Source organism: Priestia sp. FSL R5-0597 (assembly GCF_038006305.1).
In the GTDB taxonomy this organism is placed as follows: Bacteria; Bacillota; Bacilli; order Bacillales; family Bacillaceae_H; genus Priestia; species Priestia zanthoxyli.
The window spans coordinates 3,583,433-3,603,472 of record NZ_JBBOUZ010000001.1 but is presented as its reverse complement, the minus strand read 5'-3'; the positions used below and the strand labels follow the sequence as shown (position 1 = coordinate 3,603,472).

The 20,040-nt window shown below is 39.1% G+C and carries 20 protein-coding genes; 9 read left to right on the top strand and 11 right to left on the bottom strand.

Annotation, left to right across the window (positions count from 1 at the left end; all coding sequences use genetic code 11):
- Positions 1-199: 199 nt before the first annotated feature.
- Entirely contained in the window at positions 200-1,750 is a 1,551-nt protein-coding gene (locus MKX72_RS18950) for an ABC transporter substrate-binding protein (RefSeq protein WP_155008234.1), read from the top strand.
- Positions 1,751-1,805: 55 nt separating this feature from the next.
- Here the strand turns inward: MKX72_RS18950 and MKX72_RS18945 are convergent, their stop codons facing one another.
- Positions 1,806-2,540 (bottom strand): class I SAM-dependent DNA methyltransferase, encoded by a 735-nt coding sequence (locus MKX72_RS18945; RefSeq protein WP_155007724.1) that lies wholly within the window; start codon positions 2,538-2,540, stop codon positions 1,806-1,808.
- 157 nt (positions 2,541-2,697) lie between these two features.
- On the opposite strand from MKX72_RS18945, the gene MKX72_RS18940 reads away from it, so the two are divergent.
- The gene (locus MKX72_RS18940) at positions 2,698-4,047 is read left to right on the top strand and encodes a TcaA NTF2-like domain-containing protein (RefSeq protein ID WP_155007725.1); all 1,350 of its coding nucleotides are present in this window, start codon (positions 2,698-2,700) and stop codon (positions 4,045-4,047) included.
- A 100-nt stretch (positions 4,048-4,147) separates the two neighbouring features.
- Here the strand turns inward: MKX72_RS18940 and MKX72_RS18935 are convergent, their stop codons facing one another.
- The 4 genes from MKX72_RS18935 to MKX72_RS18920 form a co-directional block, all read right to left on the bottom strand.
- Positions 4,148-4,873: an AbrB/MazE/SpoVT family DNA-binding domain-containing protein gene (locus MKX72_RS18935; protein ID WP_034271259.1), complete on the bottom strand. Its 726-nt coding sequence runs from the start codon at positions 4,871-4,873 to the stop codon at positions 4,148-4,150.
- A gap of 481 nt (positions 4,874-5,354) precedes the next feature.
- A complete protein-coding gene (locus tag MKX72_RS18930; protein WP_014458731.1) occupies positions 5,355-5,510 on the bottom strand; it encodes a hypothetical protein in 156 nt (51 codons plus the stop codon).
- Between the two features lie 142 nt (positions 5,511-5,652).
- The gene (locus MKX72_RS18925; RefSeq protein WP_014458732.1) at positions 5,653-5,853 is read right to left on the bottom strand and encodes a hypothetical protein; all 201 of its coding nucleotides are present in this window, start codon (positions 5,851-5,853) and stop codon (positions 5,653-5,655) included.
- A gap of 22 nt (positions 5,854-5,875) precedes the next feature.
- The gene (locus tag MKX72_RS18920; RefSeq protein ID WP_014458733.1) at positions 5,876-6,397 is read right to left on the bottom strand and encodes a ferritin; all 522 of its coding nucleotides are present in this window, start codon (positions 6,395-6,397) and stop codon (positions 5,876-5,878) included.
- Positions 6,398-6,690: 293 nt separating this feature from the next.
- Here MKX72_RS18920 and pgaC point away from each other — a divergent pair, with 293 nt between their 5' ends.
- The 4 genes from pgaC (at position 6,691) to MKX72_RS18900 (ending at position 11,325) form a co-directional block, all read left to right on the top strand.
- Positions 6,691-7,947, top strand: a complete 1,257-nt coding sequence (pgaC, locus tag MKX72_RS18915) for a poly-beta-1,6-N-acetyl-D-glucosamine synthase (protein ID WP_033579968.1) — start codon at positions 6,691-6,693, stop codon at positions 7,945-7,947.
- Complete coding sequence (gene pgaD / locus MKX72_RS18910; protein WP_047750023.1) at positions 7,905-8,366, top strand: poly-beta-1,6-N-acetyl-D-glucosamine biosynthesis protein PgaD; 462 nt, start codon at positions 7,905-7,907, stop codon at positions 8,364-8,366. Before pgaC ends, pgaD begins: the two co-directional genes overlap by 43 nt.
- Positions 8,363-9,229: an intercellular adhesin biosynthesis polysaccharide N-deacetylase gene (gene icaB, locus MKX72_RS18905; protein ID WP_155007726.1), complete on the top strand. Its 867-nt coding sequence runs from the start codon at positions 8,363-8,365 to the stop codon at positions 9,227-9,229. Before pgaD ends, icaB begins: the two co-directional genes overlap by 4 nt.
- 380 nt (positions 9,230-9,609) lie before the next feature.
- Entirely contained in the window at positions 9,610-11,325 is a 1,716-nt protein-coding gene (locus tag MKX72_RS18900; RefSeq protein ID WP_049165995.1) for a putative bifunctional diguanylate cyclase/phosphodiesterase, read from the top strand.
- Between the two features lie 258 nt (positions 11,326-11,583).
- Here the strand turns inward: MKX72_RS18900 and spoIIP are convergent, their stop codons facing one another.
- Positions 11,584-12,768 carry a stage II sporulation protein P gene (gene spoIIP, locus MKX72_RS18895; protein WP_034271278.1) on the bottom strand — a complete coding sequence of 395 codons (1,185 nt, stop codon included), beginning with the start codon at positions 12,766-12,768 and terminating at the stop codon, positions 11,584-11,586.
- A gap of 190 nt (positions 12,769-12,958) precedes the next feature.
- Between spoIIP and MKX72_RS18890 the strand changes: the two genes are divergently transcribed.
- On the top strand, positions 12,959-13,105 hold the full coding sequence (locus tag MKX72_RS18890) for a hypothetical protein (protein WP_176343531.1): 147 nt from the start codon (positions 12,959-12,961) through the stop codon (positions 13,103-13,105).
- Positions 13,106-13,115: 10 nt separating this feature from the next.
- On the opposite strand, the gene MKX72_RS18885 is transcribed toward MKX72_RS18890, so the two are convergent.
- A complete protein-coding gene (locus MKX72_RS18885; RefSeq protein WP_084595977.1) occupies positions 13,116-13,295 on the bottom strand; it encodes a hypothetical protein in 180 nt (59 codons plus the stop codon).
- A 123-nt stretch (positions 13,296-13,418) separates the two neighbouring features.
- The gene (locus tag MKX72_RS18880; RefSeq protein ID WP_155007727.1) at positions 13,419-13,805 is read right to left on the bottom strand and encodes a glyoxalase; all 387 of its coding nucleotides are present in this window, start codon (positions 13,803-13,805) and stop codon (positions 13,419-13,421) included.
- A 172-nt stretch (positions 13,806-13,977) separates the two neighbouring features.
- Here MKX72_RS18880 and MKX72_RS18875 point away from each other — a divergent pair, with 172 nt between their 5' ends.
- On the top strand, positions 13,978-14,505 hold the full coding sequence (locus MKX72_RS18875) for a YcxB family protein (RefSeq protein ID WP_155007728.1): 528 nt from the start codon (positions 13,978-13,980) through the stop codon (positions 14,503-14,505).
- A 62-nt stretch (positions 14,506-14,567) separates the two neighbouring features.
- On the opposite strand, the gene MKX72_RS18870 is transcribed toward MKX72_RS18875, so the two are convergent.
- The 3 genes from MKX72_RS18870 to pruA all read right to left on the bottom strand — a co-directional run bounded on the left by MKX72_RS18870 (position 14,568) and on the right by pruA (position 18,101).
- The gene (locus MKX72_RS18870) at positions 14,568-15,371 is read right to left on the bottom strand and encodes a YwqG family protein (protein ID WP_155007729.1); all 804 of its coding nucleotides are present in this window, start codon (positions 15,369-15,371) and stop codon (positions 14,568-14,570) included.
- A gap of 174 nt (positions 15,372-15,545) precedes the next feature.
- Positions 15,546-16,460: a proline dehydrogenase family protein gene (locus tag MKX72_RS18865; RefSeq protein ID WP_033579975.1), complete on the bottom strand. Its 915-nt coding sequence runs from the start codon at positions 16,458-16,460 to the stop codon at positions 15,546-15,548.
- 72 nt (positions 16,461-16,532) lie between these two features.
- A complete protein-coding gene (gene pruA / locus MKX72_RS18860; RefSeq protein WP_028414951.1) occupies positions 16,533-18,101 on the bottom strand; it encodes an L-glutamate gamma-semialdehyde dehydrogenase in 1,569 nt (522 codons plus the stop codon).
- A gap of 528 nt (positions 18,102-18,629) precedes the next feature.
- On the opposite strand from pruA, the gene MKX72_RS18855 reads away from it, so the two are divergent.
- A complete protein-coding gene (locus tag MKX72_RS18855; protein ID WP_028414950.1) occupies positions 18,630-20,024 on the top strand; it encodes an amino acid permease in 1,395 nt (464 codons plus the stop codon).
- The last annotated feature ends 16 nt before the right edge of the window (positions 20,025-20,040 follow it).

The window sequence follows — 20,040 nt, the reverse complement described above, 5'->3', positions numbered from 1 at the left end:
CTCCTTTAGATAAAATACTTTACTTATAAACATACTAAGAATTGAGAATTGAAACAAGAAAAATTGAATCAGTAATTGCAAAGAAACAGTTTAATTTTGCTAATTTCACAAACAAATGGAAAGGTGGTAGGATGGTTTATATTCCTACTAACCTTACAAAAATAGTGGGTTTTAAAAAGTGATTTTAATTATTGGGGGAATGACGTTGAAACAGGTTAAGGTGAAATGGTTATTATTTATTGTGATTGCTTTATTTGTTGCCGGGTGCAGCAATAATCAAGCAAGCTCAGGCGATAAAAGCACCAGTGCCGCTCAAAAAGACGGAGGTACGCTAAACATTGCGTTTCAAAGCGAGCCAACAACTTTAGATTCTCAGATTACTGGAAATTCTTCAGTTAAAGATGCGGCGCGAAATATTTACGAAGGACTTGTTATTTTTGATAGTAAAGGCAATGTAGAGCCTGATTTAGCAGAAAAAATTGATATAAGCGATGATAAAAAAGTCTACACGTTTCAGCTGCGAAAAGGCGTAAAGTTTCATAACGGAAAGGAAATGACAGCGGACGATGTAGAAGCTTCGATTAACCGCTGGATTAAGCTGTCTTCACTTGGCAAAACAAACTTTGTTGGTGCACAAGTTAAAAGAACAGGAGACTATACGGTTGAGCTTCATTTGAAAACACCGAACGTGAATACGCTGGCACTGCTAGCAGATCCAATTCCGGCAGCCGCTATTTTTCCAAAAGAAATTATCGAAAAAGCACCTGCTGAAGGAGCTACTGAGTTCGTTGGCACAGGGCCATTTAAAGTGAAGGAATGGAAAAAGAATCAATATATCACGCTAGAGAGATTTAAAGATTATTCTTCAAAAGGACGAAAAATTAAAAAGACTCCTCACGTAGATGAAATTAAAATTAGTTTTTTAAGCGATGAATCTACTAGAATTTCAGGCATTACAGCTGGACAGTTTGATATTGCCTTAGGGGTTTCAAGCGACAATGCGTCACAAATTGAAAGTACGCAAAACGTTAAGAACAAGCTGGCTCCAGGAGGATTTATTGGTTTATTTTATAACACGCAAGAAGGGTTCTTTAGCGATTTAAATGCTAGAAAAGCTGTAAATGCCACGATTAATGCAAAAGATATTTTATCAAGTTCATACGGCGATTCCGATTATTATGAACTGACTTCATCGATTGTGAATAAAAAATTTCCTAACTATTACAGTGAAGCAGGAAAAGAAGAGTACAATCAGCATGATGAAAAGAAAGCAAAAAGCTATTTGAAAAGAGCTGGATACAGCGGGCAGGAACTGCGTCTTTTAACTTCACGCGATTATCAAGATCAGTACAATACGGCTGTTATCGTCCAGCAAGAGCTTGAAAAAATCGGTGTAAAAGTAAAGCTAGAAGTGTATGACTGGGCAACGTTTACAGATAAAGTAAATGATCCTAAAGCATGGGATATTTACCCGGTAGACTGGGCGGCGCGTTCAACCATTTTCCAAGGATTTTGGACGTCAGGGGGCGCTCCTGTTGAGAAATCAACAAAGTACTTAGATAAAATTAAAGCGGCTGCTTCTGTAAAAGATGCGAGACCATCTATTGATGCTACGCAGAAATACGTATGGGATGAGCTTCCGTTTACGTTAATTGGTCATAAAGTAAATATTAACGCCGTGTCTACACATGTAAAAGGCTATGATTTTAATTTAGGCCCTGTATTTTATAACGTGAGCGTGAATAAATAACATATATTAAAGAAAGTTACGAAGACCCTTTGCCGGAAAGCAAAGGGTCTTTCGTTTATCTATTTTTCACACCGCTCATTAGTAAAAACAAAGGAATACGCATTCGACGCTCGTAAGTTTCAGCGCTGTCGAAATGTTCTTTTTGAGGACATGCTTCTGTTAAATTTGTAACGGTGAATCCGCTTTGCTGCATCAAAGAAAAGTACTCTTCAAGGGTGCGATGATACTTTTGAACGTATCCACCCATCCAGTGTTGCTGACGGAATCCCGTGAAGAAGTAGTTATCCACCGTCCAGTTTGTGCGGAGAGCGGAAGGCTGAAGAGTAGAAGTAATGACTGGATGTTCAACGGAAAAAACAAATCTTCCTTCAGGTTTGAGTGCTTGATTCACTTTGATGAACATGGAAGCTAAGTCTTCTATATAGTGGAGAGACAGTCTTGCGGTAACTAAGTCGTAGGTGTCACGAGGTGGAGTATAATGCTCCATCGATTCATGCAGCACTCTTGCATTTGGATAGTTTGAAAGCTGTTGCTGAGCTGCGTTTATCATATTGATCGAGCCGTCTACTCCGGTATAAGAGAAACATCCCTGTTCAAGAAGCTCCACGCCAAACCCAGCGTTTCCACACCCTAAGTCTAAAATGTTTGCATCTGTAACATCACCTAGAAGCTGTAGAATAGCTGGTTTTTCAATCGTATCGTTGGCATTTTCTTTTTGCTGCCTGCATTTTGTATAAGCCAAAAACGTCTCGTCATTATCGTAAAATTCAGCTCCTGTTGAGATCTTCAACTAAATCAGCCTCCTCTATGCAAAGTATCTTATTATAATCATATATTCAAATTATTTACAATTATTTTGATGGATATGGAAATAGTGTTTTATTTTAGTATAATTATAAGTGTTAATGAATCGTTCTGTGTAACTAGAGAAGAAAAGAGGAGAAGTCATGAAACGTTCCACTATAAGCGTCAGTGTGGTTAGTATTCTGCTGTCGGTTAGTTTATTCATAAGCGGCTGTCAGCAAAATGAGGTATCTTCCCGCGACGAAAAAGAAAGTATCACTTCAAGTGCTCAACATTCTGAACAAAAAGAAAGTGCTATTCATACATCGGAGCAAAATGATGATAAGGAAAAGGGCAACCATCAAAAGTCAAGCACTTCTTCAACAAGTAATACAGCCTCTGTTAAAGATGAAAACAACATATCCACCCCTACAAAACAAACGGCTAATATATTAATCAAGTCCTATTTGCAAGGTTTAATAAAAGGAATCAACAACGGTTCTTTTAAAGAAGTAAACAGCTATCTGGTGAAAGGAAGTTCTCTTTATAAAGATCAGCAGTCTTTAATTAGTCATTTACATGGCAAAGGAATTCAAGAAAGATTAGTAGATTATGAAGTGGTTGACTTTAAAAAAGCAGGCTCTGCTTATGATATCCAAACTCATGAAGTGATTATGATTGTTCAGCCTAATGGTTCAGAAAAGATAAAGGAGTATGATTGGGTATATTCAGCGGTATGGTCGGGCGATCAATTACGCTTAAAGGATATTTCTAAGGCAGAGAACACTGCTTCAACAAAAACATCAGCACCATCGAATCAAAGCAGCGGCAACTATGATGGAGAATGGTCAAGAGATATTCATCATCAAGAAGCAGGGTTAACCATCACTAATTCAACAAGCGGCTCTTTTAATTTTACAATAGGTGCAGTATACGGTGCGCATGCAGGAGGAATAGAAGGAAAAGCAGAGGTGAAAGGAAATAAAGCTATTTATAAAGACATGGAAGAAGCTACGGAATGCGTACTAAACTTCACGTTAAGTCAAAAAGAAATCAAAATTGATGCTACTCCAGGCTGTTCCTATTACGGTGGGTTAAATGTTTCTTTTGACGGCACGTATAAAAAAGGAAAGATCACAGAACATACGAAAACCTTATCAGAACTCGATATCCTTCCAAGTAAACAGGATGAAAATGTGAAAAAACTTGTAGGAAATGACTACGAAGCGCTTGTTGATAACTTTCAAATCGTCCATGAAGAAAAAGATTTAGACGGCTTAGGAGCGACAGCGCTGTCAGGTGGAGTAACCGGTTTGTATACGCTTATGGAAGGAATCATTGAGTATGATAAGCAAGGCTATTATTACGTAGCGTTAATTGTTGACAGTGACAAGGTGAAATTCTACACGAATAATCCTGCATATCGAGATCGTATCACACTCACAGTAAAAGAGTGGATGAGCCGCTTTAGCGATTATCCAGTAGAGACAATATATAAAGAAATAAAAAGATAAGTCTAAAAGCTAAGAGTTGAGTATAGAAAGGGTCAGTCTATGCGTAACTCTTAGCTTTTGCTTTGAATCCGTAGGAAACCATTTGTTTTTGGCGTCGTTCTTATTTCGGTAATTTTTCAACAATTGCTGCGTCTATTTGCTGAGATAATACGCTGCTAATCTCTTTTTCATTTTCCACTTTTTCTAAAATTAGCTGCTTATTGCCCTTCTTTATTTTTAACATTGTACCTGAGTGAATAGAGAAATCATCTCGCAGCTTTTTAGGAATAGTAAGTCGAAAACGGTCATCAATTTTTCGAGATTGAGCCGTAAATGTTAAAGACGTTTTCTGACCAAAACTCATTTCATATTTTCGAATCACAATGTTATTTTCTTGGTTAATAAAAAATTGAACCTCCATGTTTGCACCCAATTCGACTGACGTTAACAGTTCAGAAGTGAGCTGAATCTGCCGTCCGGTTAATGATGCATAATAAGGAGGAGACGCCGCAGGTTTTTGTGAAAGCGCTATCGATTTTTCGTCTCTTTTTTTCACAACAATTTGCTGTTCTACTAAGTATAGTTCTACATAATCAAAGGGCTTAAGTTCATAGTCATCTCGTAGGGATCTGGGAATGACTATTCTACCCATATGGTCAATTGTTCGAATGAAGATATGAGAAGGAACGGGGACATTTTCATCATGATGATCAATAATAATCCAATCATCACAGCTCCGTAAAAGAACTTTGTCGTTCGTCTCGAGTTTCGTTATTTGCATAAACAAAGAAGGAAGGGATACTCTTCCCATTTCATCAATTATACACTCTTCTTTTTTTGTACGCATCTTGCTACTTAATCCTTTCTAAAAACAGTTTAGATGGGGTATGTTACTTAAATTACACAGCATTTATTTCTTTGTCAAATGAAGCAAATGAGTATTTATTCATCCTACAGATTGAGAAATACAGGAAGTTTGACCTCATTCAGTAGATGCACAGCTTTCCCGTGTAAATGGTAATCATCTGAAGAAAACAAGTTAATCTATAATTGAAAAAGCATAGAATAAAAGCGTTATTCTTTCTTTTGGTTTTATCGCAAGAAGAGAAAGAAAAAAAGGCTTAAAAAGGGCCAATACCCTATTTCTAAAGAGTAGATGTAGGTTTTTAATCAAAAAATGCCGCGGAACTCAGTCTGAATGATGAATAGATTTATGCATATTAAGCCTAGAAAAAAATTTCAAGCAGTGCTTTTTTTACTTGTTTTGGAGAGCAGTTATAGTTGAAGAATAAAGAAAAAAGCTCAATGTAATGAGCTTTGAGCTAATTTTATCGTTTTTCAACCAGCAGTAAGATGAAGGTAGCAAGCGGTCCTAAAGCAAGAGATAATAAGAACCAGTTCAGACCGGTTCGATTTTTACCTTGCGCTAATCCGGCATTAATTAGAGCCAGCGTTCCCCATCCTACAACGTATTGATTATCCATATGACACCCCGCTAATATTATTTCTTTATATGATTAACAAATTTTATATTAGCATAAATATCCATATTTTTGATTGGAATTCCTGAATTAGGTGGAAAAGCGGTGAATTTCTTCATGAAACAAAATTCCTGTTTTCCTCCACTCAGTGAAGGTAGTAGTGAATAAGAGAAGGGTGCACGTAGTACACGTGAACGTACTGAGGACGATGATAGTGAAGCTGATGCATATATTGATTCATAAGCCTTTGAATGGCGTCGTACACATTGGGCGGATAGCCGTAATAGCCGTGATGAATCCCAACTCGAAGCAAGGAAACGGGAGGCGTGTTATTGTTTTTGTACATTGTTCGGTGCTCTTCTGCGCGTTTAACCTTGCGCAGCTGCTCCGCCCGCTGCCGGCGCAGCTTTTCGCTGTCCTAGTTCTTGATCGAGTATAAAAATAGCTGCAGGGTTATTTTGAGCAATTTTTAAGCGGTCTACAATTGTCTGAGCCTGAGCTTCTTCATCGACTTGTTCTCTCAAAAAGTCCTGCACGATGACTAGGGTTTGAGGATCGTTCGCTTGGCTGATAAATTGAAACGCTTGACGATAAGAATTTGTGACGAACTTTTCATGCTCCAATACTTTTTGAAACGTTTCTAACGGTGTCCCAAACTCACTTGGCTGAGCAGGTAAAGAACTTAATTCAACCGTTCCGCCGCGGTCAACTAAGTAGTCAATAAGTTTTAGCATATGAGTGCGTTCTTCTTCAGACTGCAGGCGTAGCCAGCTGCCCATTCCTTTATAGTTTAATCGATTCATATAGTTAGACATAGCTAGGTACAAAGTTGAAGAGACGTGTTCAAGTTGAATTAAGTTATTGAGCAGTTTTTGAATTTGTTCGTTCATATTTGTTATTCCTCCTTAGGGAAAGAATTTCTTTCATATACTAGCTGCAACCCTCACGTTTTTTATGGTGAAAGAAATCTACAGTGATACTATATGTCACTTCTTTAAGTAGGTAACTTGCCCATCCTTTATTGGTGCTTCTTACTTACATAAAGGGGTTGTATAATATAGGAATAAACGTAGTTTAAAAGACTCTTTTTTTAGATGGTTAAAATTACTATGTTCTATTTAACCAATTTAATGATAAAATTGTCACTCTGTGCAATTTTAATTGGTATGAAGGAGTCAGAAAAATGAATATGCAACACGTATTAATACCTGGATTTGAAAAGCTCGCGAGCTTTGTTTTCTGGTATCCATTTATTATGTCTTTATTTTGGATTGCGGGCACGCTTATTTACATACGCTATCGCGACCGAGATCCTAAAGTTGATTTTTCAACAGTTGATTGGCCGTTAGTGAGCTTTTTAGTGCCTTGCTATAATGAAGAAGAAACGATTGAAGAAACGCTTAAGCACCTTTTGGCGTTAGATTATCCGTCTAAAGAAATCATTCTTATTAACGATGGAAGCACCGATGGAACAGCTGATATTTTAAAGGAAATCAGCAGGAATCACCCTGAAGTTCGTGTGATTCAGCTTTATGAAAATAAAGGAAAAGCCAACGCGTTGCATTTAGGTGCGCACGCATCTAAAGCTGAGTTTTTAATCTGCTTAGATTCAGACGCTATTTTAGATCAAGACGCTCCGTATTATCTAATCCATCATTTTCTTCATAAAGGGGAACGGCTGGGAGCCGTTACCGGAAATCCGCGCATTCGAAACCGTAATACGCTGCTGAGTCGCATTCAGCTAGTTGAGTATTCTTCTATTATCGGTTCTATTAAACGAACACAGCGAATTTTAGGAAAAGTAATGACGGTCTCAGGCGTAGTAGTGGCTTTTCGAAAGAAAGCACTTGTGGACGTCGGGCTGTGGGATCGTGACATGATTACGGAAGATATCGCCGTAAGCTGGAAGCTGCAGCAGCGCTTTTGGGATATCCGCTATGAACCGCGGGCATTGTGCTGGATGCTTGTGCCCGAAACCTTAAAAGGAATTTGGAAGCAGCGAGTACGTTGGGCTCAAGGTGGGCAAGAGGTAATGCTTCGCCACTGGAAAGTGTTATTAAAATGGAAGCAGCGCAGAATTTGGATTGTATACCTAGAGCAGTGGATCAGTACTCTTTGGTCATTCGCATGGCTGTTTGTGACGATCATGCTGCTTGTTACCGCGAGCAGTCCTCAAGACATACTGTTTTGGTTTACGTTTACGTCATTTTCCCTTGTATTTATGAGCTTAATTCAGCTGTTTATTGCGTTGAAAATTGATTCGAAATACGACAACGTGAAGCGGTATTACGTATGGGCTGCATGGTACCCAGCGCTTTACTGGATTGTGAATACGATTGTGGTAGTGGGCGCATTTCCTCGTGCTATCAGATCTAGAGTGAAAGGAGGCTATGCCACATGGAGCAGTCCAGACCGCGGCTTAACGAAGAGCAAATCATGATTCAAGCTAAGCAGCCTCTTGCTCGATTCGTGATTAGCATCATTGTTTCATCTGTTTTTTGGCTGTATTGTGCCATTGTTCTTTGGTTTTTCCTTTCAGCTGTTATCGGCGTAAATGACCGTTACAGCGGGGTATTAAAAATTGCGTTCAAAACGACGAACGGCGAAATTCGAACGTTTTTAGTAATTGGACTCGCTATTTTTTGCTTCTTTTTCCTAGCTCTGTTTTTATGGAGATTCTACAACAAAAAGAGATTTGGAAGCTTAAACCGACGAAAAGAGCCGGCGTATACGAGTATTAAAGATTTAGAGCGTCTTGAGCTTTTATCGAAGGATCAAATTCAAGAGCTTCAGCGTGCACAGTACATCGAGTTTGATGTTAATCCGTTAAAACATACTGAGGAGAGGAAGCACGCATGAAGAAATATGTATTCTTTCTTTTAGTTGCGGCAGCGGTAGTTGGCTTTATTTTCTTTAAAGTAGTGAACTGGGAAGATAAGGCGAAAGCAACAACGACCGTGGAGCCAGCGCTTGAGACGAACGGATGCTTAGGCTTAAATTATCATCGCGTGCGCAAGCATAATTGGTTTAATCGAATTGTCAGCTCAGTTACAAAGTCTGACGAACTGACAGAGTACAGCGTCTACAGCAATGATTTTGAACAACAGTTAAAAAAGCTGAAGGAACTTGACGCTACGTTTGTTACGCCAAAAGATATTGAAACGTATCAGCAAAAAGGCACGTTTCCAAAACGCTGCGTATGGATTTCATTTGACGATATTGACCGTACCGTGTATCAAAACGCTTTTCCAATTTTGAAAAAGGAAAACATTCCGTTTACGCTATATGTAATCGCAGGACAAGTGGGAGCAGAGGACTTTCAAAATTTAAATATGGCTTCATGGAGTCAGCTAAAAGAAATGAAAGACAGCGGCCTTGCGACAATCGGTTCGCATACATATGATATGCACCGTTTAGAAGAAGACAAGCCTTTATTTCTGACGCCTGCTAAATACAGCGCGTTTGCTCGTGATTTACGAAAAAGCAAAGAAACGATTAAGAACCATTTAGGAATAGACCCCGTTTACTTTGCCTATCCATACGGCAATACAAATGATGACGTAGCTAAGATTGTGAAAGATGCTGGTTTTCACCAAGCAGCTATTTTAGCCCCTCATGTTATTACAAAAGACAACGATCCGTATTATCTTAACCGGATTGTTGTGTACAACAAAACCTTTCAATATCTTATTCTTCCGTGGCTGACGCGTACGAGCTCATGAGAAGAAAGTGAAAAAAGCCTCTGTCTAAAGCAGAGGCTTTTTTCTGTTTACCATCAAAAGGTATGTCAATTACGTGAAGAAAGTACACTTTCATTTCTATAAAAATCATTTTAATGTTACCATAGAAAAGTTGTGATAACAGATATGGATAAACGAAACTATCTATCAATCCTTTTACAAACTGCGTGTAAGAAGTTTGTAAAGGTGTAAAGAGGAAAAGCGGCAATTGTACGCTTACTATTTTACGAATGTAAGGCAATCGGACAAACTAATTCGCTGTCCATTGCTAATTAAATTGTATTCATTATTCACGATTCCTCTCTATCATTTCGTCATGGGTTTTGTTTTATCGTTAAAATTTTGATAAAGGTGTATAGGATATGGAAAACAGGCATTTTGAATATAAATTTAAAGAAGCGCTGAAAAAACTAAATGATATTGAACTTGCGTTAAATGAATCATCGATTGTAGCGATTACAGATAGTCGCGGATTCATCAATCACGTGAACGATAAATTCTGTGAAATTTCTAAGTATGAAAGACATGAGCTTCTCGGTCAAGATCATCGTATTATTAATTCGAAACATCACTCAAAACGGTTTTTTAAAGAGTTATGGAGTACAATCAGCTCAGGTAAGGTCTGGCACGGAGAAATAAAAAACAAGGCAAAAGACGGTTCGTATTACTGGGTGGATACAACCATTGTTCCATTTTTAGATGAACGAGGAAAACCGTATCAGTACGTATCAATTCGCAATGATATTACAAAGCGAAAAGCATATGAAGAAAAAATTAAGCAAATGGCTTATTATGATCCGTTAACTAATTTACCTAACCGCTACTGGTTAAACAAACAGCTAAAAAAACTGTTTTTAGATGAAGAATCTCCAGAACTGCTGGCTATTTTATTTTTAGATTTAGACCGCTTCAAATCAATAAATGATACGCTTGGCCATCATCACGGCGATGTGCTGCTGAGGCGCGTAGCAGAAAGATTAAAAAAATGTATTCCGTCCTCTGATTTTATCTCGCGGCACGGGGGCGATGAGTTTATTTTAGTGCTTCATACACTAAAAACTGTTGAGGAAATTGAAGAAATGACCGAGCAGATTGTAAAAGAAATGTCGCTTCCTTTTTATATAGACGGAGATAAAGTGCTAACCTCTACAAGCGTTGGCATCAGCCTATTTTCAAAGGAATGTCAGCAGCATATTATTCCAAAAGACGCAGATGAACTAATTGACAGGTTAATTAAGCAAGCAGATATTGCGATGTATGTAGCAAAACGAAATGGGCGAAACACATATGAAATGAGTTCTTCTTCATCAAATGAAAAAATCATTAAAACGATCAGCATGGAGAATGAGTTAAAGTATGCGTTAGAAAGAAATGAGTTTCAGCTCGTTTATCAGCCGTTAATCGATTTGAAAACGTCTGATGTCATAGGGGCAGAAGCGCTTATCCGCTGGAATAGCGCAAAATTTGGTACTGTCTATCCAAATGAATTTTTGCCCATTTTAGAAGAAGTTGGTTTGATTGTACCGGTTGGCAAATGGGTATTAGAAGAAGCATGTCAGCAAATGAAAGCATGGACGGAGATAAATTTAAAAGCGAGTAAAATAGGGGTGAACGTGTCACCTATTCAGCTGAAGTCCTCACGATTTGTAACGGACATGGAACAAATTTTGAAGAAAACGGGCCTTGAGCCGCACTTTCTAGAACTTGAAATCACCGAAAGCGTTATTCAAAACAGTCAAGAATCGAAAAAAGTGCTAAACCGCCTGCGGAGTCTAGGGATAAAAGTGGCGATGGATGATTTCGGAACGTGCTACTCTTCTCTCAGCTATCTTAAACACTTGCCAATCAATACGTTAAAAATTGATAAATCATTTATTGACGACTTAGATGAAGTTGGAAAAGTGCTGGTGGAAACGATTATTCAAATGGGGAAAAAACTTAATTTTGCCCTAACCGCAGAAGGAATCGAAAACGAAGAACAGCTGCAGTTTGTGACGGAACAAGGCTGTCATATCGGTCAAGGCTATCTATTTGATAAGCCGCTTTCTCCTGAGGAAATGAGCCGTTTGTTGAAATGAAGGAAAATCCTATGTACGGAAAGAAGCTCTTTAATAGAGCTTTTTTTTATGGTTTTTAATCGTATGTAAGGAGTGAGAAAGTCGTGAAAGAGTACGTTGGAATCTGCACGATATGTCAAAAGAACGTGTACTGTTTAGAGGGATTTTTGAACGGTGTGGTTGTTGAAGGGAAGCTTGTCTGCTTTGCGTGTGAAGAAAAGGAGAAGCGTGACTCTCATAAAAACAAAAACTAGCTACCTTGAGTAGCTAGTTTTTTATTTACTGCGCATTCACTTTTTCAGCTTGCCAATAATACTCGCTGAACACATCAGAAAAGGCTTTGACGGTATTTGTGAGTTCTTCCATATTGTTATCGACGCCGCCTACTTCAATTAAAATGGAGCGGTCGGATAAGTCTTGATTATACAGGCCGTTATTGCCGCTTGTTTTCTTTTTGCTTAATACTCCGCGGCTAAGGCCTGGATATTTTTCCTCTAGCTTTTCATGAATCGCTTTAGCCATTTTTACATTTTCATCAAATTTCGGATTCGCTTCACCTAATACAATCATTATTTTAGCGTACGATTTGCCGTTGATAGTAGCCGTTGTTTTTTCTTGACGTAGTGAATCACGATGAATATCAATTAAATAATCGACGTCTTGGTTTTGCTGAAGAGCTGTTTCCACCACGCTTCGAGACATCGCATAGGCTCGTCCTGTACCCCAGCCTTTTTCATTCAGCTTTTGCGTCATGTTGGTTGTATCTACTTCCGATCCGATTCCGTCTGCTTTTAATTCCATTCCTAGCATTTGACCAACGAGCGTGATGTTGGTTTTGTTATCTACTGCTTTATTTTCGTTCGCTTCACCTGGCATACCAAGTAAAGGGAAATAAGATTCCCAGCTGTGCGTGTGGTAGATGTACACAACTTTTCTGTCTCCCGTGCTTTGCTTAGCCTGTGTTTGAGACTGTTTTTTGCTTTCTTCGTACGTTTTGCTTTCAGCAGGATCCAAATCACGCTCTCCAGAAATGCTTTCGAGAGGAGGAGCCGATTCATGAGGAATCGTGGTATAATCCGTTCCTTCACCGGCTAACAGAATATGAGAATCAAAAATAGAAAAGCCGGGCAGTTCTGATCCAAATAGACTTCTTGTATCCGCCACGCGAATATTCGTTGCAAGCTGCAGGGCGACAGAAGAAAGAGGAGGCGGGGAGAAGTCTTCTTCAAAGGCATGAGAGAAATGATGGTTTTCCGTATGCATGAAGTAGAACAAGCTTTGAGCTTTATAATTTGATAGCGCTTGATAGACAACGTTCGAGCGCAGCGTATGCTGAAGAGTTGAATACGTGACGGTAAAAATAGCGGCAGATGTTAACAGAACAAATAGTATAGCGATAATTAATGATTTATAAGAAAGAATCCAAAAAAGCTTTTTAGGCTTTTCAGTGAACTTTTTTTTCATAGAGTAAACCTCCTCTAATAAAATTTTGAAATCAGCGAATAAGAACTCTAAGAGGAGAATGTTATGTATCTACTATTTACTCTATTAAAAAGAAAAAGAAATATGATAGAAACCATGATATTTAAAACAATATAAAAAAGGTTATAGTAGGGCATACTATAAAAAAACGGTGCATATTGGAGCTGGTTAGATGAACGATTCATGGGTTTATCATCATTTTATTAATACACTGTTATTTCCTTTAACGATGTTTGGCGTGGCATTTTGTGTACTGGGGCTATTGCTATACATGCTGTGGAAAGAAAAGCAAAAAGAAGGGCGAAAACAACGAGATTGAGGCATTTAATCTAAAGACGAACAAATGAGGTAAAGGAGCTAGTATGGAGCGCTTTTGACACCGCGGTTGATTTCCGTGCAAGACTTCGCTTTCTGCGGACGGCAGGTGAGCCTCCTCGTCGCGCACGCTCCTGCGGGGTCTCACCTGTTCCGCTTTCCCCGCAGGAGTCTTCGTCTTGCCCTCCAGTCAACCGCTAGAAGCCGCTACATACACGAAACCTACGTTCACCATACCAATAAAAAAATCCGAACGAATAATCGTTCGGATCTTCCTTCAACTAAAATACGCTTGTCACAGTCTTTTTGTCCGAATTTCAGCTGGGAAAAGGAAGGTTTTTTCTTTCTAAGAACTCCATACGGTTCCCAAATGGATCATCCACGTAAATTCTTTCAGTACCGGGAATGTTTTTGTCTCCTATAAAAGAAATACCAAAGCTACTCAGATGATTTTTGAACGCAGGGAGGTTTTTAACATAAAAGCCTGGATGCGCTTTTTTGGCAGGTGAAAAGGTAGGTTCAACACCAATATGCAGCTGATAAGAACCAAATTCAAACCACACGCCGCCGCGTTTTTTAAGACTTTCCGGCTTTTCAATTTCTGTTAAGCCAAGAACGGTTCCAAAAAAGTGTCGTGCTTTGCTTTCTGAATGCGGTGGTGCAGCTAGCTGAATATGATCAATATGCGTTAGTGTAAAAGTCATAAACATTCCCCCTTAACTAGTAGAGTACTAGTTAAGTTTACGTGATGTATCACTGTAAATAAATGATAAAAAGTTGATGTGTTTCATAAGAAAAACTTATTATTTTATATACATATAACACCAAATGAGGTATATTTTATTTTGTTGTTATTTAGAAGAATTGGAGATTAATATGGAATATCACTATACGTTAACAAAAGATGATTATGTGGCTTTTAATATGCATCATGCTCAACATTCGGAAAGAGTACAAAAAGTGCTGAAAGTTCAGCGATGGATGTCGCTTATTTTTCTTCTTATTCCTTTGCTTGTTTCGTGGGTTGAAGGAGAGTTTTTACTTGGTATGTTCGTAGCATTTGCGCTGCTTGCGGTTCTTTGGTTTTTATTTTATCCGAAGTATTTTTATGGAAGTATTAAAAAGAACATTATAAAGGTAATAAATGAAGGAGATAACAGCAGTCTGACGGGTGAGCATACTATAATGGTGACGGAAGATGGCTTGGTAGAGAAAAGCTCAAAAGGAGAAGTGAAGACTCCTTGGTCAAGCATCACTCAAATTAGAGAAACCGATGAACATATCTTTATTCTTGTTAGTGCAATGAGCGGATACGTTATTCCTACAAGCGCATTTGCAGATGTAAAAGCGCTACAGCAGTTTAAAGAAACGCTGAATGCTGCAAGGGCTGGAAAAACAGGCTGAGTAGTAAATAATAATAATGTAAAAAAACGCCCTCCTAGATACTTTTCTAAGAGGGTGTTTTTTTAACAGCAGTCCCAGTTGTACAAAATATCTTTAAAGTTACGGTTGCGAAGGTCTTCTTCTTTAATGAAGAAATTGGCCACTCCCGCATCACCAAACATAATATCCGCTTCGTCGTCCATGGCGAATTGAAGAAGCAGAACGTTATATGCGCGCAGCGCTTCATCGTAGTCTCGAGGATCGCTTTGAGTGAAAAAAGCGTATCCGCCCATTTTATGATACTCGCCCGTAAGCTCATCCCAGTAGATCTCTTCCATTTCTTCATCATCAAATAAATCTGATTCCATATCGTTATATCGATAGTCAGTAGGAGACACGGGTTCGCTTTTTATTTCAAACTGTAGGCCTACTTCTTGAGGAATAGGGAACATATCTCGGTCAACGTCTTCTAGATACGTAAAGTCGGTTATTAACTTGTTTTCGTCGGTTGTTATGTCTTCATAAAAAACGACGCGAAAGTCTTTTTGAGACGTGGGTTGGTCAAAATCCAGACCATACACATCACCGGTGTTTTTGTTATCAGCTCCGCAAATGAAAAATTGAAGCATGCCTTGAGAAGGCATATTTTCATAGGGAGGCACGTCAGAAAAATTGATTTGTGCCATCATTAACATAGGCTTGCCCTCGGAGTCGAGAGGATGATTTGCTTCTAGAGGCAGGTAAGGGTTGCCGCCGAACTTGCTGTCATATAATTTGGGACTATTCCTGACCGTATGGATGTGGATATAAGGTTTACATGTTTTTTCGATTTCTTTTCGGTAAGGTTCTAGCTTGAGAGGCAGTGCTAATTTTGATAGAGGATTCATATGTACTCTCCTTTTTGTTTGGAATAAAAAGAACGTTTGTTCGTACTTGTATTTTATCGTAATACATACGAAAAGGGAAGAGAAATCGTATAAAAAAACCCCTTTGCAGAAGCATCCGCAAAGGGCACAAAGAAATGATAGCGTTTTCATTACGAACCTTACTAAACGAACTGCTTATTTAGAAAAGAATCCTTTTAAAGCAAATGCGACGTTTTGCGGTCTTTCCGCTAAGCGGCGCATAAAGTAGCCAAACCAGTCGTTGCCAAAGGGAACGTATACGCGCATTGTATAGCCTTCTTTTGCAAGGCTAAGCTGCATATCTGTTCGGAATCCGTACAGCATTTGAAATTCAAACTGCGTGCGCGGGATGTTATTTTTGTGAGCGAACTCTTTTACTTTTGCAATAATATTGTGGTCGTGAGATGCAATAGCCGTGTATGTTCCACTGAGCAAATGCTCTTCGATAATTCGCATATAGTTCTCATCAATTTGGGCTTTGTCTTGAAACGCCACCGTTGGTGATTCTTGATACGCGCCTTTTACCAATCGAAGAGGAATGCCTTTTAGCTCTTTTACATCTTGTTCAGCGCGGAATAGGTAAGCTTGAATAACCGTTCCAACATTATCAAACGTCTCGCGGAGCTCTCGTAAAATATCTAGCGTCATTTGACAGTGAGCATAGTCTTCCATGTCGATTCGAACAAAGTTATCGTATTTTTTCGCCGTTTCAAGAATGCGGCGCATGTTCTCAACGCAAAAGCTGCGGTCAATATCCAAACCAAGCTGCGTCATTTTGACAGATAAGTTGCACGTTACACCGGCTTGGCCCATAGCTTCTAGTGTTCTGATGTTATATTGAGTTGCTTCGATAGCTTCTTCTCTGCTTGAAACAAATTCCCCTAAATGATCAAGCGTACAAACAAGCCCTTTTTCATTCAATTCCCGTACTTTTTTGATCGCATGTTCAATTGTGTCGCCAGCTACCACTTGAGCTGCACCAAAGCGAAGACCCCATTTTTTCGCCGCTTTGTTTAGCGCTTTATTTTGGGAAGCGTGAAGAAACACATTTTTAGATACCTCTGCTAACATAAATATCTCCCCCTATAGAAAAAATCCCTTGTTGTTTTAAGATAGAGCAGCCTAGGGCTGCTCTACTGAGTATTAAAGCGTTGTGCTTGTTGTTTTTGCTTGCAGGTGCAGAATCAAGTAATCAGGACCGCCAGCTTTTGAATCTGTTCCTGACATATTAAATCCGCCAAACGGCTGGTACCCAACGATGGCACCTGTACAACCGCGGTTGAAATAAAGGTTTCCAACGTGGAACTCTTCTTTCGCACGCTCAATGTGTTCAGGCGTATTTGAAAGAAGGGCACCTGTTAAACCGTAGTCAGTGTTGTTCGCAATTTCCATCATATGATCGAAGTCGCGCGCTTTGCAGAATGCTACGACTGGGCCGAAGATTTCTTCTTGCATTAAACGTGCTTTTTCATCTACATCTGCAATAATCGTAGGCTGGATGAAGTAGCCTTTTGAATCATCTGCTTCTCCGCCCGTCATTAAACGGCCTTCTTCTTTACCGATTTCAATGTACTTTGTAATTTTGTTGAAAGAAGCTTGATCAATAACAGGTCCCATATACGTGTTTACATCTTCAGGGCTGCCCATTGTTAATGTTTTTGTCAGCGCAACTGCTTTTTCAAGAACGATATCGTATACGTCTTGATGAACAACTGCACGAGAGCCCGCTGAACACTTTTGTCCAGAGAAGCCAAACGCTGAATACACAATAGAAGAAGCAGCTAAATCTAAATCAGCATCTTTATCTACAACAACCGTGTCTTTTCCGCCCATTTCAGCAATAACGCGTTTTAGCCAGATTTGACCAGGCTGTACTTTTGCTGCGCGTTCATAGATGCGGCAGCCTACTTCACGAGAACCTGTAAATGAAACGAATCGTGTTTTTGGATGATCTACTAAATAGTCGCCAATTTCGCTTCCGCTTCCCGGCACGTAGTTCAGTACACCGTCTGGAAGGCCAGCTTCTTTCATTACTTCTACAAATTTTGCTGCGATAACCGGTGTGTTGTTAGCAGGTTTTAATAGAACCGTATTTCCTGCTACGATTGCTGCTGCTGCTGTTCCAGCCATGATCGCTAGCGGGAAGTTAAACGGTGAAATAATAACGCCGACACCAAGCGGAATGTAGTTAAATTTATTTTCTTCACCTTCGCGGCTCTCAACAGGCGCGCCGTCTTTTAGCTGCACCATTTGGCGAGCGTAATATTCAAGGAAGTCAATTGCTTCTGCTGTATCAGCATCTGCTTCATTCCACGGCTTTCCTGCTTCTTTTACAAGGTAAGCTGAAAATTCATGTTTGCGGCGGCGAATGATGTCCGCTGCGCGGAAAAGAATGTCAGCGCGAGCTTCCGGCGCTTCTTTTTTCCATGTATTAAATGTAGAAAGTGCTGCTTGCATTGCTTTTTCAGCCAGGTCTTGATCTGCTTTTGACACGCGTCCGATAACTTCTGCTTTATTTGCTGGGTTAATGGACTGAATTTGATCTTCTGTTGTAATGAATTCTCCGCCAATTACAAGAGGATAGTCCTTTCCAAGCTCTGATTGTACAAGTTCTAATGCAGATTCAAACGCATCTTTGTTTTCAGCAACCGTAAAGTCCGTGAAAGGCTCGTGTTTGTATTGTTTGATTTCGTTAATATTCATTGTGTTCATTTTCATTACCCCTTTTTTAGAAAATTTACAACATAATTAATATTCCAACACCCTATACCTGTATTATAATCACCTTATTCTCGTTTTGTACATAGTTTTTTAACAAAAATGTTCAAAAATTTTTAAAATAAACACTTTTGTTTAAAAAGCCAATAAAACGATGTTTTTTATAGTGATTTTGAACAAAAAGAAAAGAAAGGGATATGAGTAAGTAGATGAAAAGATATTTTGAAGTGAAGAATTACGATAAAAGAAAGAGTTTATCGATAGTAAGGTAAAATACTTTTTCGATCAAAAAACAATAGACAAAGTTGTTCAAAATAAATTATCATATAATTCGAAAAGTAATTTTGTCGAATGAAGCTGACTTTTGCGTTAAGTGAAAGTTTCATTTGCATGCACAGATAGAAGGAGGGTAGGAAAACGGCAGTTATTTGTCCACGATATTGTAAGGGCTTACATATTTAACGCGCGATGCGAAGAACGTGTAATTCTTTAAATGACGGTTTCTATGAGGAGGATTTTAATATGAGTCATCAACCGCCTGAGTTAAAAAAAGAATTAAAAATTCGACACATAACCATGATTTCTTTAGGAGGAATCATTGGTGCCGGTTTGTTCATTGGAAGCGGATCGCTTATTAACGCAGCAGGTCCTGGTTCCATCTTTTCGTACGCGTTTGCCGGTTTGCTGGTGATCTTAGTTATGCGAATGCTGGGGGAAATGTCTACGGCTAATCCTTCAAGCGGTTCGTTCGCGACCTATGCCAGAGAAGCGCTTGGACCGTGGGCTGGCTACACAATCGGCTGGCTGTACTGGTTTTTCTGGGTAATTGTTATTGCTGTTGAAGCGATTGCTGGTTCAACGATTATTCAATACTGGTTTCCATCTCTACCGTCTTGGGGTGTGAGTCTGCTCCTGACATTTTTATTAACGTTAACGAACTTATACTCTGTTAAATCATTTGGTGAATTTGAATACTGGTTTTCGCTTATTAAAGTAGTTAGTTTAGTGCTGTTTTTACTTTTAGGAGGAGCGATCATCCTCGGTTTAATACCGGGAGTAGAGTCTCCGGGAGCGTCGAACCTTCTTCATAGAGGCGGATTTCTTCCAAATGGAATCAGCTCCGTCTTTTTAGGAGTGGCGATTGTCATGTTTTCCTTTATGGGAACAGAAATTGTCGCAACAGCGGCTGGAGAATCGGCTCAGCCTGAGCGAGCGATCACCATCGCAACAAATACCGTTATTTATCGTATTTTGATTTTTTATCTTGGGTCTATTTTAATCTTAGTAACGATCCTTCCTTGGGATTCTTCAAGCTTGATGAAAAGTCCGTTTGTTTCGATATTAGAGCTGGTAAACGTTCCGGCAGCTGCTCAAATCATGAACTTTATCGTACTGACTGCCGTTCTTTCTTGCTTAAATTCAGGTCTATATACGAGTTCTCGTATGCTGTACTCAATGGCGCAAAAAGGAGACGCGCCGCGTATGTTTTTGAAAGTGAATAAAAAAGGCATTCCGTTTAATGCCATTGTAGGATGTACCGTGATTTCTTACATCAGCGTTGGGTTTAACTATCTTTCACCTGATAAAATCTTTTTATTTTTAGTAAATGCATCTGGAGGCGTAGCGCTTCTTGTGTACCTTGTTATTGCTTTTTCACAGCTTCGCATGAGAAAGAAATACGAAAAAGAAAAGCCAGAAGCTTTAAAAATCAGAATGTGGCTGTTTCCTTATTTAACGTATGGAACAATTGCGGCGATCACAAGCATCTTTATTGCGATGGCATTTATTGATTCGCTTCGCACTCAGTTTTATCTCACGCTGCTGATTGCTGTATTTGTGGTATGTTCGTACTTCTTTATGAAAAAGAAAAAAGATGATCATTCCCTATCAGGACAGGGGAATAAAAGAATCTCTTAATAGAAGAGAAAATCAT